Here is a 12,785-nt window from a genome sequence, read left to right as displayed (position 1 = left end):
GACATTTGCCGGGGTGGAAACGATGTTCAACGATCAGCTTCTCGCCGGGCGGCGCATCCTCGTAACCGGTGGCGGCACCGGCCTCGGGAAGTCCATGGCGGCGCGGTTTCTGCAACTGGGCGCCGAGGTTCATATCTGCGGCCGCCGCAAGATCGTCTGCGACGAGACCGCGACCGAACTGATGGGCGAGTATGGCGGACGCGTGGTCAGCCATGGCGTCGACATCCGCAACGCGATGGCGGTCGACGAGATGATCGAGGCGATCTGGACCTCCGGCCCCCTCACAGACCTCATCAACAACGCCGCCGGCAATTTCATCTCGCGTTCGGAAGAGCTTTCGCCGCGCGGCTTCGATGCCGTCGCCAACATCGTGATGCACGGCACGTTCTACGTCACGCATGCGGTGGGCCGGCGCTGGATCGCCGCCAAGCTGCCCGGCAACGTGGTGTCGATCACCGTGACCTGGGTGCGTAACGGATCGCCCTATGTGGTGCCGTCGGCGATGAGCAAATCGGCAATCCACGCCATGACCATGTCGCTCGCGGTCGAGTGGGGCAAACACGGCATCCGTCTCAACACCATTGCGCCCGGCGAAATCCCGACCGAAGGCATGAGCAAGCGGATCAAGCCCGGTGACGAAGCCGGCGCGCGAACCAAGGCGATGAACCCGATGGGCCGGGTCGGCACCATGGAGGAGCTGCAGAACCTCGCGGTGTTTTTGATTTCCGGCGGCTGCGACTGGATCAACGGCGAAACCATCGCCATGGACGGCGCGCAGGCGCTGGCGATGGGCGGCAATTTCTATCAGCTGCGCGACTGGAGCGACGCCGACTGGAACCAGGCGCGCGACTCCATCAAGGCGCAGAACGAGAAGGACCGCGCGGCACGGGGATAGCTGTCTGGGTTGTCGTCCCTGCGAAAATCTCCGCTGTCGTTCCTGCGAAAGCAGGAACCCATAGCCACCGGCAGAAATGGGTCGGAAGGTCCTTAGCGCCATCGTGTCACCGATGGGCTGCGGCGTATGGGTCCTTGCGTTCGCAGGGACGACAGTGAAACGTTGCAATCACTATCCTGTATTGTCTTTGTTGCCGGATGACCCCAAACTCCGCGCAACCAAAACAAGACACTGCGGGAGAGACATGTCCACTTCGCAACAACCGGCAAACCTCGCCGACATGGTGCGCGAGCGCGCCAAGACACGTGGCAATGCGCTGGCCTATGAATTCGAGGGGCGCCAGACCAGCTTTGCCGAGTTCGACGTCAAGACCAACCGCGTTGCGAACGCGCTTGTAGCGCTCGACGTCAAGCCCGGCGAGCGCATCGCCTATCTCGGCAAGAACAGCGACATCTATTTCGAACTGTTGATGGGTGCGATGAAGGCCAATGTGGTGATAGCGCCGGTGAACTGGCGTCTTGCCGGGCCGGAGGTCGCCTTCATCGTCGGCGACTGCAAGGCGCCGGTGCTGTTCGTAGGTCCCGAATTCATCACCCAGGTCCGCAGCATCAAGCCGCAATTGCCTGACGTGCGCCACGTCATCACCACCGAGGGCGGCGCGCCGGAATGGCAGGACTTTACGGCGTGGCGGGATGCTGCGAGCAGCGACGATCCGAAGGTGCCGATCAGCCCAAGGGACATCGCGATCCAGCTCTATACCTCGGGCACGACAGGCAAGCCCAAGGGCGCGATGCTGTCGCACGCCAACTTCCTCAATCTGGTGCAGACCGGCAGCGAGGCCGAGAAGCCCGACTGGAACAGATGGTCGACCGATGACGTCTCGCTGGTGGCGATGCCGATCTTCCACATCGGCGGCTCCGGCTGGGGCGTGATGGGGCTCTACCACGGCGCCAAAGGCGTGATTGCGCGCGAGTTCGACCCGACCAAGGTTTTGGATTTCTTTGAGCAGTCCGGCATCACCAAGCTTTTTATGGTGCCCGCCGCGATGCAGTTCGTGGTGCGTCAGCCCCGGGCGCGGCAGGTGGATTTTTCTCGACTGAAATACATGCTCTACGGCGCCTCGCCGATCCCCGCAGCCCTGCTGAAGGAATGCATCGAGGTGTTCAAGTGCGGCTTCGTGCAGATGTACGGCATGACCGAAACGACAGGCACCATCGTCGCTTTGCCGCCCGAGGACCACGTTGAGGGGCTCGAGCGCATGCGCTCCGCCGGCAAGGCGCTGCCGGGCATCGAGCTTGCGATTCTCGATCCTGACGGCGAACCTTTGCCGCCGCGCGAGGTCGGCGAGATCGCGACCCGCTCCGGCTCCAACATGGCTGGCTACTGGAACTTGCCCGAAGCCACCGCCAAAACGCTCGGCGCCGACGGCTGGCTGCGCACCGGCGATGCCGGCTACATGGACGAGGACGGCTACCTCTACATCCACGACCGCATCAAGGACATGATCATCTCCGGCGGCGAGAACATCTATCCGGCCGAAGTCGAGAGCGCACTGTGCGATCACCCGGATGTGGCCGAAGCCGCCGTGATCGGCATCCCCGACGACAAATGGGGCGAAGCGGTGAAGGCGATCGTCGTGATGAAGCCCGGCAAGCACGCGACTGCCACCGACATCATCAATTTTACGCGTGAGCGCATCGCCGGATTCAAGACACCGAAATCGGTCGACTTTCTGGAGGCCTTGCCGCGCAACCCGTCGGGGAAGATTCTGCGACGGAATCTGCGCGAGCCCTATTGGGCGGGGAAAGATCGCCAGGTGAATTGAACTCGTTCGTAAGGTTTGGGAGCGACCTTTCACCCCCACCGTCGTCCCTGCGAACGCAGGGACCCATACGCCGTGCCGTTAGTGATACGGGAAGTATTAGTTATCTTCGTCTGGTGCCTCAACCCGCGTCCTGTTGTTATGGGTCCCTGCGTTCGCAGGGACGACGTGGTGAGAGGGCTGCGCGCGTCTCTCCCTAATGCTTCCCCGCCCCCATGTACCCGAACAGGAATCCCGCGACCTTGCGCTTCTGGATTTCCTCGCTGCCCTCCGTAATGCGGTAGCGGCGGTGGTGACGGTAGATGTGTTCGAACGGCTTGTGGCGTGAATAGCCCATGCCGCCATGCACCTGCATGGCGCGGTCGGCGGCTTCGCAGCACAGGCGGTTTGCCCAGAAGTTGCACATCGACACCCGGTCGGAGAGCGTGTGCTCGACCTGCGCCTGCGTCAGCTGGTCCATCTCCCACGCGGTCTTGCGGATCAACAGCCGGAGCATCTCGGCCTGTGTCGCAAGCTCCACCAGCGGCCACTGGATGGCCTGGTTCTCGGCCAGCGCCTTGCCGAACGGCTTTCGCTCGCGCGCGTATTTGACGCTTTCGTTGATGCAATAGACCGCCGCCCCCAGGGAACTCGCCGCCTGGCGGATGCGGTTCTCGTGCACGAAGCATTGTGCCAGCGACAGGCCGCGGCCGACCTCGCCGAAGAGCGCGTCCTCGGGCACGAACACATCGGTAAAACTGACGCGCGGATGGTCCGTCGGCATGTTGAAGGTCCACATGTATTCCTCGACCTTCACGCCAAGACTCTTGGCCGGCACCAGGAAGCAGGTGATGCCGCGGGCGTCGCCGTCATTGCCCGACGTGCGGGCAAACAGCGCGCAATGGGTCGCGACGTGCATGCCGGTCGTCCACATCTTCTCGCCGTTGATGATCCAGCCCTTGACGTTGTCCCGAGCCGCCTCAACCGCCCGCGTCTCCATATGGGTCGCATCGGAGCCGTGGTTAGGCTCGGTCAGGCCGAACGTGATGCGGTATTTTCCGCGGATCGAACCGTCGATCATCGCCTTCTGCTCGTCGGTGCCGTAGCGGTCGAGCATGGTCACGATCGGCAGATTGCCGACGATCGAATGCTCGTTCTGGAGGTCGTTGTGCAGGCCGAGGCCCTTGGATGCAAAGTGCTCGCGGATCACCGCCATCCAGAGATTGGAGCCGTCCTTGCCGCCGTACCGCTTCGGAATCGCAAAGCGCAGATGGCCGGCGTCGTCCGCAAGGTTCTTGGCCTTGCGCAGCAGCGCTTCCCACTCATGCCGCGGCAGGCCGCCGTTCTCGAAATCGGTGCGTGCCCATTCGCGGCGATGGTCGAAGAAGCGGATGTTGTCGTCGGCTTCTTCCAGTGGCTTGATCTCGCGCGCGATGAAGCCGTCGAGTTCGTCGAGATAGGCCGTGAGGTCGGCCGGCAGGTTGAAATCCAAGGTGGTTTCTCCCGGAATTGTCGTCTGTTTTGATTTGCGTTTAGGCGCTACAAGGCGCTGATGCTCGGATCGATTTAGGTTGCAAGACCACGTCCAAGTCAAGCAACGGAATCGGCCTTGGCACGCGCGGGCGCCTTGCGTAATTGGATGGCATGGGACAGCGGGCGCGCGGTAGTATCGCGATCATATTCTCCGCCGCAGAAAATCCAGACGGGAGCAAACATGGACCTGAAATTCTCAAAGGTGACGCGCAAGGGACCGATCACGATCGTCACGCTGTCGCGGCCCGAAGTCTACAACGCGCTGCATATCGACGCGCATTTCGAACTCAACAAGGTATTCGACGATTTCTCCGCCGATCCCGAACAGTGGGTGGCGATCGTCACTGGCGCCGGCGACAAGGCGTTCTGCGCCGGCAATGACCTGAAATGGCAGGCGGCCGGGGGAAAACGCGGCTGGGACAAGGGCGGCTTTGCCGGCCTCACCTCGCGGTTCGACTGCGACAAGCCGATCATCGCCGCCGTCAACGGCGTCGCGATGGGCGGCGGCTTCGAAATCGCGCTGGCCTGCGATCTCATCATCGCCTCGGAAAACGCCACCTTCGCCCTGCCCGAACCCCGCGTCGGCCTCGCGGCGCTCGCCGGCGGCGTGCACCGCCTGCCGCGACAGATTGGCCTGAAGCGCGCCATGGGTATGATCCTCACCGCCCGCCACGTCTCGGCCAAGGAAGGCCTCGAACTCGGTTTCGTGAATGAGGTGGTTCCCGCCGGCGAAGCGCTGGCCGCGGCGGAACGCTGGGCGGAGACGATTGCCAAGAACTCGCCGATGTCGATCCGCGCCTCCAAGCAGGCGATCCAGCGGGGGCTCGAGGTCTCGCTGGAACAGGCGATCGCGGAACAGCGCGAGTACCCGGCGGTGAAAGCCATGGCGGCCTCGCAGGACTACATCGAGGGGCCGAAGGCGTTTTCGGAGAAGCGTGCGCCGAAATGGCTGGGGAAGTAACGACCCTTTTTCGCCATGGCCGGGCTTGTCCCGGCCATGACGGCGGAGTGGGCTACTTCTTCCCCAGCTCCCGCCTGTACGACCCGTAGTTCGGCTGATCGACGGCGAGCTTGTCCATCGTCGTCTGCCACAGATGTTCGGCAAGTCCCGGCGTCTGCAGATCGACCTCGCCCTTGGCAATCTTTTCCGACAGCGCGCGGTTCAGTTCGACAAGCGAGCCGTCCGCGCCGAGCAACTGCTTCAGCCTCCCCGCCTCCGCCGCATCGCTCTCCTCCGCCAGCGTCAATTGCCGCGTCACGAGGTCGAGTGCGTTGATTCCGACGCGGAGCTTGAAGGCGTTGTGGCCCTTGATCTGAGGCGTGATCTCGGTGCGAAGGAAGTCCGCGACCGCCTTGATCAGTTCGGTGGGTGTCGGTTCGTCCTGCATCTTTACCCAACTCTCGGAGCCAGCAGCCTCAGCAAATCGATTTCCGTCTCCGACGAGCGCCGGCCGATCATGGCGCGTTCCATCGAATGGTCGGGGCCTTTGCGAAAACGCTGCATCATGCCGCAGCACATGATGCCCCAGCGCAGCGTGCCCATCACTTCCCAGAACATCACGCGATCCGCGTCGACCTTGCGGCCGGTTTCCTCATAGCCGGCGAACAGGTCCTCGCGCGCGCCGAAACCACCGACCGGCTTGTCGATCTCGCCAAAGCGCCAGGAGTTGACGCAGATCCAGCCGAGATCCTCCATCGGGTCGCCGAAATGCGCGAGCTCCCAGTCCAGCACCGCGCGCACGCCGTCGGGACCGATGATGAGGTTGCCGTGGCGGAAATCGCCATGCACCAGCGTCACCTCTTTCGACGGTCCGGGATCGCGCGCGCGCAGCCAGCGCAGCGCCAGTTCGAACACCGGGCGCGGCCAGCCAAAACTGCGGTACTCGCGTTCGAGGTCGGCGATTTCCTTTGTCGCGCTCATCTCCCGCAACTTCGGCAATTTCTCGGCCGGCAGGCTGTGAATGCCGGCGATCACCCTGCCCAGCTGCCGCGCCAGGATCGGCCGCGCAGCGGCGAACTGTTCGTCGCGCAAAATCTTGCGCGCGATGGTCTCGCCCTCGATACGCTGCATGATGAAGCCGGTGCCGAGCTCGTCCGCAGGCGTGAGCACATGCATCACCCGTGGCGACGGCAGGCCGGCATCATACGCGAGCTGCATCAGCGTCGCTTCCGCATCGAGCCCGGCGGCCCGTCCCGGCGACGCGCCATAGCCGGGCGGCGCCCGGCGCAGGATCGCACCGATATTGCCGTCCGGATGAACGATGTCGAACGTCCAGGTCTCCTGGCTGGCGCCGCCCGAAAGCTTTGCCGCGCCGGTCACGCCGGTCGCTCCCCTGTACCAGGAGGCGACACAGCGTCCGAGTTGGTCCTCGATCATTTGCCCTTGAACTTGGCGGGGCGCTTTTCGAGGAACGCGGCGACGCCTTCCTTGAAGTCTTCTGCTGCGCCGGCGATGCGCTGCGATTCATATTCGAGGTTGAGCTGGTCCTCGAAGGAATTTTCCGGGCTGTCCCAATACAGTTTCCGGATCAGCGACAGCGCGATCGTCGGCCCGTTGGCCAGATCATGCGCGAGCTTCATCGCCTCTTCCATCAACACCGCATCGTCATAGACGCGGTTGACGAGGCCCCATTCCAGCGCCTTCTCGGCCGGCAGCCGCTCGCCCATCAAGGACAATTCGACCGAACGCGCCTTGCCGATCATGCGCGGCAACAGCCAGGTCGAGCCGCAATCCGGCACCAGGCCGATGCGGCGGAACGCCTGCAGGAAATAGGACGAGCGCGCGCATACGATCATGTCGCCCATCAATGCAAAACTCATCCCGGCGCCGGCGGCGGGACCATTGACCGCCGACACGATCGGACAATGCAGCCGGCGCAGCCGGCGCAGGAACGGATGAAAACCGATCTCCAGCGATGAGCCGGCGTTGCTCTTGCCGGGCTTGTTGCGACCCTGCAGGTTGGCGCCGGTACAGAATGCGCGTCCCGCACCGGTCAGCACCAGGCAGCGCACCTCGTCCCGCTTGTCGTCGATCGCATCGAGCGCCTCGCCGAGACCGCCCAGCATGTCCATCGAGACCGCGTTCATGACCTCCTGATGGTCGAGCTTGAGAATGGCGACCGGGCCATCGAAATCGAGCGTGACGTGCTTGAACTGCATGGTTTCCTCATGACTTGTGTTTACGCGCTATTTCGCTGCGCGGAAGAGCCGATATCCGTGCCCATATTTGATTTTCCTGACGTGCTTGTCCATGCTTACCGCAGGACATCTGCCCGCCACCGGGCGCACGACTTATCGCGCCCCACGACAAATGGAAACACCGAATGAGCATCTTCGACCTCACCGGCCGCACGGCGGTCATCACCGGCGGCAATGGCGGCATCGGCCTCGGCATCGCGCAGGCGCTGAATGCGCAGGGTTGCAACGTCTCGATCTGGGGCCGCAACGCCGACAAGAACAAGAGCGCGGCGGCGACCATGTCGGCCGGCCCCGGCAAGGTTCATACGCAGATCTGCGACGTCGCTGATCCCGCCTCCGTCAAGACCGCGATGAAGGCCACGCTCGACACGTTCGGCCGGGTCGACGGCTGCTTCGCCAATGCGGGCATCGGCGGCGGCGGCCGGCGGGCCTTCATCGACCGCACCGAGGAGGAATGGCGAAAAATGTTCGCGACCAATCTCGACGGCGTCTTCCATGTATTCCAGGCGGCTGCTCGCCACATGACCGAACGTGCGGAAGCCGGCGACAAGTTCGGCCGGCTGGTCGCGACTTCCAGCCTGGCGTCGCTGTTCGGCACCGCGCGCAACGAGCACTACGCCGGCACGAAAGCCGCGCTGAACGCGCTGTGCCGCGCGCTTGCCGTCGAACTGGCGCGCTACGGCGTGACCGCAAATGCGATCCTGCCCGGCTGGATCAAGAGCGACATGACCGCCGGCATCATGGGCAACGAGAAATTCGTCGCCAACGTGATGCCGCGCATCCCGGTGCGCCGCTTTGGCGAGCCCAGCGATTTCGGCGGTATTGCGGTCTACATCATGAGCAAGGCGTCATCATATCATACCGCGGACTGCTTCGTGATCGACGGCGGGTACACGGCGTTTTGAGGTTGGTCGAGAACTACAGTCCGTTTCGTCCGTCGCGCCGGGCGCAGCAGACCAGGGAGCGCCTCCGTTTGATGTAGGTCAACACAGATTGCAACCAGCCATCTCTATATTTCTTCAAGGAGGCGATCCAATGGTGAAATCTGCGAGGCGGAAAACCCGGTCTGGTAAGAAAACCCGGTCAGGCAAATCAGCAGTCCGGAGCGGGGTCAGTCTCAATCCGGTCGAGCGGTCTTTGGTGGAGCAATCGTCCGAAGGGGCGATCGAAACCGAACTGGCGGCCTTCGAAACCATCCTGAACGGCCCGCCGGCGCTGAACGCCAGCAGCGAGCCGGTGATCGCCATGCTGGACGGCGCCGCTCCCGACGACGCGCGCCGCCTGCGGCAGCTTTTGACCGGCAAAAAGGCGAAGATGCTGAAACATCCTCCCGACCAGCTTTCAGAGGACTGGCGGTCTGGCACCTATCCCTATGCGGCGCGCATGCTGCGCAAGGACTACGAGGAGCAGAAATTCGTCCTGCAAACCGAACTGCTGAAGATGCAGAACTGGATGAAGGACACCCGCCAGAGAATCGTTCTGCTGTTCGAGGGACGCGATGCGGCGGGAAAAGGCGGCACGATCAAACGCTTCATGGAGCATCTCAATCCACGCGGCGCCCGCGTTGTCGCGCTTGAAAAGCCGAGCGAGGTCGAGCGTGGCCAGTGGTATTTCCAGCGTTACATTCAGCACCTGCCCACGGCCGGCGAAATCGTCCTGTTCGACCGCAGCTGGTACAATCGCGCCGGCGTCGAACGTGTGATGGGGTTCTGCGGCCAGGGTGAATACGACGAATTTCTGCGCCAGGTTCCGGAATTCGAGCGCAACCTCGTCCGCAGCGGCATTCACATGATCAAGTTCTGGTTCTCCGTCAGCCGGGAAGAACAGCGGCGACGCTTCAAGGAGCGTGAGGGACATCCGCTCAAGCAATGGAAGCTGTCCCCCATCGATCTCGCCTCGCTCGACAAATGGGAGGACTATACCAAGGCCAAGGAGTCGATGTTCTTCCATACCGATACGGCCGACTGCCCCTGGATCGTCATCAAGTCCGACGACAAGAAGCGGGCCCGGCTGAACGCGATGCGCTATGTGCTGCATTCGATGCCCTACGCCGGCAAGGACGCCAGCCGGATAGGTCTTGTCGACAATCTCCTGGTCGGGCGGGCAAACATCATTCACGAGCGGGAAGAGCACACGGGTTGATGTCGCAGTTCCTGCGTCAGGGCTCGCGCCAGCCCGCCGCCGCGTAGATGGCGGCGGGTATTTGCTCTGTCGCTTATCCCCATGGTCCGCGCGAGGGTGAAGTCCGGCCCCACGGGCTGCGGCGCGGGTAGTTGCCGCGGCTGTTGACCGACAGCGTTCCGCCCTGCGCGCCGATATGGGCCGCGAGCTGCTGGAGCGCGGCGATGCGGTTCTCGGTCGAGGGGTGCGTGGTGAACAGGTTGTCCATACCGTGACCCGACAGCGGGTTGATAATGAACATATGGGCGGTGGCCGGATTCCGCTCCGCTTCCGGATTCGGCACCACATGCGCAGCATTGGCGATCTTGCTCAGCGCCGACGCCAACCACATCGGCTGGCCGCAGATGCGCGCGCCGAGATCGTCGGCGGCGTATTCGCGGGTCCGGCTGATCGCCATCTGTACCAGCATGGCGCCGAGCGGGGCCAGGATCATCATGGCGATCGAGCCGATGACGCCAGGGCCGTTGTTGTTGTCACGATTGCCGCCGAAGAACATGCCGAACTGCGCCAGCATCGAGATGGCGCCGGCGATCGTCGCGGTGATGGTCATCAGCAACGTGTCGTGGTTCTTGATGTGCGCGAGTTCGTGCGCAATCACGCCGGCGAGTTCCTCGCGGCTGAGTTGCTGCATCAGGCCGGTGGTCACCGCGACCGCCGCGTTCTGCGGGTTGCGGCCGGTGGCGAACGCGTTGGGTTGCGCCTCGTCCATGATGAACACGCGCGGCATCGGCAGGCCGGCGCGCCCCGCCAGCTCGGCTACGAGATGGACGAGATCGGGCGCGCTGTTGCGGTCGACCTCATGCGCGCCATACATCGACAGCACCATGCGATCCGAATTCCAGTAGGCGAACAGGTTGGTCGCAGCCGCAATCGCGAGCGCGATCACGGCGCCGGTGGCGCCGCCAATCAAATAGCCGACGCCCATGAAGAGGCCGGTAAGACCAGCCAGTAGAATGGCAGTCTTGAAGTAGCTCATTGTCGTCTCCCTCCGCCCGCGGCCGAATGCCGGGGCTGGCATCCCACAGGTAGGAATTCCCTTGGCCGGGCTTCAAGATGCCGGGATGCGTCGAGGCGTCGCGTTTGCCGGAGGAAACCGCCGCCACGGTGGAGGATTACCGAACCGTAATCTGCAGGCGGCCGGCGGTTCCTGGGAATTCCAGCGGTTGCTTCATCGCTGCTTGTACAACGCCAACGCCGCCGTCTACATTGCGGACAACGAGCAGCGCAGCGGCGTTCCGGCCTGCGAAGCGCGAGCCAATCGCGTCTGTTCGTTGGAAAAACCTGGGAGGAATTCACTGATGTTTTCGCATGTCATGATCGGCACCAACGACCTGGAAAAGGCCAAGGCGTTCTACGACGCGCTGCTCGGCACGCTCGATGTCCGGCCGGCCAAGGTGGACCGCCACCGCATTTTCTACTTCACCAAGACCGGCACATTCTCGGTGTCGAAGCCGATCAACGGCGAGCCAGCGACGCCTGCAAACGGGGGCACCATTGGTTTCCTGGCCAACTCGCCTGAGCAGGCCGATGCCTGGCACGCGGCCGGCATCGCCAATGGCGCGACGTCCTGCGAAGACCCGCCCGGCATTCGCGAAGGCGCAGCCGGCAAACTCTATCTGGCGTATTTGCGCGATCCCGACGGGAACAAGATCTGCGCAATGCACCGGATACCGGCGTAAAGATCGTGGAATCGTGGGGTGGGCTAGCGAAGCGTACCCCCCTCCTTTTCTCGCGCGATGGTGGGTTACGGCTTACGCCTGACCCACCCTACGCACCAATAGAGGGAGCACAGCATGCATGCACGCGTCAAATCCCTCGCGGCGGCCGCCGCATTTTACGCAGCCACCCTGCTGCCGGCCAATGCCGAACTCGACGCCATTCTTCTCAAGAAAGCGATCGAGACGTCGATCGCTAGCGATTATCCAAAGCTCGACGCGCTCTACAAGGAATTGCACGCCCATCCCGAACTCGCATTTCAGGAAGTAAAGACTGCCGCGAGACTGGCCGCGGAGATGCGCGCGCTCGGATTCGACGTCACCGAGAATGTTGGCCGGACCGGACTGGTCGCCATCTACAGGAATGGCGACGGCCCCACCGTCATGGTGCGCACCGAACTCGACGGCCTGCCGATGGAAGAAAAGACCGGCCTCGATTATGCGAGCCGCGACAAGGCCACCTGGAGCGGGCGGGAGGTGTTCGTCGCCCATAGCTGCGGCCACGACATCCACATGACGAGCTGGGTCGGAACCGCCAAGACGCTGCTCGGCCTGAAAGAGCGCTGGCGGGGCACGCTGATGTTCATTGCCCAGCCGGCGGAAGAGATCGTGGCGGGTGCGAGGGCGATGCTGGCGGCCGGCCTGTTCACGCGCTTTCCAAAGCCCGACATCGCGCTGGCGCTGCACGACGGCCCGTTCGCCCATGGCACGATCTTCTATCGCAGCGGGGTCGGCACGTCAGCCGCCGACGGCCTCGAGATCACGTTCTACGGCCGCGGCGGGCACGGCTCGGCGCCGCACACGGCTGTCGACCCCGTGGCGATCGCGGCGCGGTTCATTGTCGACGTACAGAGCGTGATCAGCCGCGAAAAAGATCCGACCGAATTCGGCGTCGTGACGATCGGTGCCATTCACGGCGGCACGGTTGGAAATATCATCCCCGACTCCGTACAGCTCTCCGGCACCATCCGATCCTACAAGCCCGAGGTTCGTGCCAAATTGCATGCCGGGATCGAACGGACGGCGAAGGCCGCGGCCGCCATGTCAGGGGCGCCCGCGCCCGACATCAAGATGCCCGAGGGCACCAAGCCGGTCATGAACGATCCGGATGTGGTCGCCGCCACGGCTGAGGTTTTGAAGGCGGCATTCGGCGACAAGTTCAGGGTATCGCCGCCGGGGACCGCCAGCGAGGATTTCTCCGAATTCGCCGGCGCCGGCGTGCCGTCGATGATGTTCAACATCGGCGTCTACGACCAGGAACGTATCGACGCAGCCCGCAACGGCGGTCCGCCAATCCCCGCCAATCATTCGCCGCTGTTCGCCCCGGTACCGAAGCCGACCATCGAAACCGGCATCACCGCGATGACGCTTGCCGTGCTGAGCGCCTTCGAGCAGAAGGCCCGGCGAAAACGAGACTAACGGGGCGGTAGTCGATCCCGCAGGCGCATTGATCCTGCCGTGC

At 63.5% G+C, this 12,785-nt stretch carries 12 protein-coding genes; 7 read left to right on the top strand and 5 right to left on the bottom strand.

Annotated features, from left to right (window positions below):
• The first annotated feature begins 22 nt into the window (after positions 1–22).
• Together QUH67_RS11725 and QUH67_RS11720 are read left to right on the top strand one after the other, a co-directional pair.
• Positions 23–895, top strand: coding sequence for an SDR family oxidoreductase (locus tag QUH67_RS11725; protein WP_300946841.1), 873 nt, complete (start codon positions 23–25; stop codon positions 893–895).
• Positions 896–1,139: 244 nt separating this feature from the next.
• Positions 1,140–2,720, top strand: coding sequence for a fatty acid--CoA ligase (locus QUH67_RS11720; RefSeq protein WP_300946840.1), 1,581 nt, complete (start codon positions 1,140–1,142; stop codon positions 2,718–2,720).
• A gap of 193 nt (positions 2,721–2,913) precedes the next feature.
• Here QUH67_RS11720 and QUH67_RS11715 read toward each other — a convergent pair whose 3' ends face one another.
• Positions 2,914–4,188: an acyl-CoA dehydrogenase family protein gene (locus QUH67_RS11715; RefSeq protein ID WP_300946839.1), complete on the bottom strand. Its 1,275-nt coding sequence runs from the start codon at positions 4,186–4,188 to the stop codon at positions 2,914–2,916.
• A 222-nt stretch (positions 4,189–4,410) separates the two neighbouring features.
• Here QUH67_RS11715 and QUH67_RS11710 point away from each other — a divergent pair, with 222 nt between their 5' ends.
• A complete protein-coding gene (locus QUH67_RS11710; RefSeq protein WP_300946838.1) occupies positions 4,411–5,190 on the top strand; it encodes an enoyl-CoA hydratase-related protein in 780 nt (259 codons plus the stop codon).
• Positions 5,191–5,242: 52 nt separating this feature from the next.
• Here the strand turns inward: QUH67_RS11710 and QUH67_RS11705 are convergent, their stop codons facing one another.
• From QUH67_RS11705 to QUH67_RS11695, 3 genes are read right to left on the bottom strand one after another with little or no spacing between them, the layout of a single operon-like run.
• A complete protein-coding gene (locus tag QUH67_RS11705; protein WP_300946837.1) occupies positions 5,243–5,617 on the bottom strand; it encodes a DUF6285 domain-containing protein in 375 nt (124 codons plus the stop codon).
• Positions 5,618–5,619: 2 nt separating this feature from the next.
• Positions 5,620–6,606 (bottom strand): phosphotransferase family protein, encoded by a 987-nt coding sequence (locus tag QUH67_RS11700; RefSeq protein ID WP_300946836.1) that lies wholly within the window; start codon positions 6,604–6,606, stop codon positions 5,620–5,622.
• Complete coding sequence (locus QUH67_RS11695) at positions 6,603–7,388, bottom strand: enoyl-CoA hydratase/isomerase (protein ID WP_300946835.1); 786 nt, start codon at positions 7,386–7,388, stop codon at positions 6,603–6,605. Before QUH67_RS11695 ends, QUH67_RS11700 begins: the two co-directional genes overlap by 4 nt.
• A 164-nt stretch (positions 7,389–7,552) precedes the next feature.
• On the opposite strand from QUH67_RS11695, the gene QUH67_RS11690 reads away from it, so the two are divergent.
• The gene (locus QUH67_RS11690) at positions 7,553–8,332 is read left to right on the top strand and encodes an SDR family NAD(P)-dependent oxidoreductase (RefSeq protein ID WP_300946834.1); all 780 of its coding nucleotides are present in this window, start codon (positions 7,553–7,555) and stop codon (positions 8,330–8,332) included.
• Between the two features lie 130 nt (positions 8,333–8,462).
• Complete coding sequence (gene ppk2, locus QUH67_RS11685) at positions 8,463–9,569, top strand: polyphosphate kinase 2 (RefSeq protein ID WP_300946833.1); 1,107 nt, start codon at positions 8,463–8,465, stop codon at positions 9,567–9,569.
• A gap of 73 nt (positions 9,570–9,642) precedes the next feature.
• Here ppk2 and htpX read toward each other — a convergent pair whose 3' ends face one another.
• Positions 9,643–10,584 carry a zinc metalloprotease HtpX gene (htpX, locus tag QUH67_RS11680; protein WP_300946832.1) on the bottom strand — a complete coding sequence of 314 codons (942 nt, stop codon included), beginning with the start codon at positions 10,582–10,584 and terminating at the stop codon, positions 9,643–9,645.
• A 322-nt stretch (positions 10,585–10,906) separates the two neighbouring features.
• Here htpX and QUH67_RS11675 point away from each other — a divergent pair, with 322 nt between their 5' ends.
• Both QUH67_RS11675 and QUH67_RS11670 read left to right on the top strand, forming a co-directional pair.
• On the top strand, positions 10,907–11,287 hold the full coding sequence (locus tag QUH67_RS11675) for a VOC family protein (protein WP_300946831.1): 381 nt from the start codon (positions 10,907–10,909) through the stop codon (positions 11,285–11,287).
• 114 nt (positions 11,288–11,401) lie between these two features.
• Positions 11,402–12,742, top strand: coding sequence for an amidohydrolase (locus QUH67_RS11670; RefSeq protein WP_300946830.1), 1,341 nt, complete (start codon positions 11,402–11,404; stop codon positions 12,740–12,742).
• Positions 12,743–12,785: the final 43 nt, after the last annotated feature.

This window comes from Bradyrhizobium roseum, assembly GCF_030413175.1.
GTDB classification, from domain to species: domain Bacteria; phylum Pseudomonadota; class Alphaproteobacteria; order Rhizobiales; family Xanthobacteraceae; genus Bradyrhizobium; species Bradyrhizobium roseum.
The sequence above is the reverse complement of the archived record's forward strand: the minus strand, read 5'-3'. Positions and strand labels throughout refer to the sequence as shown.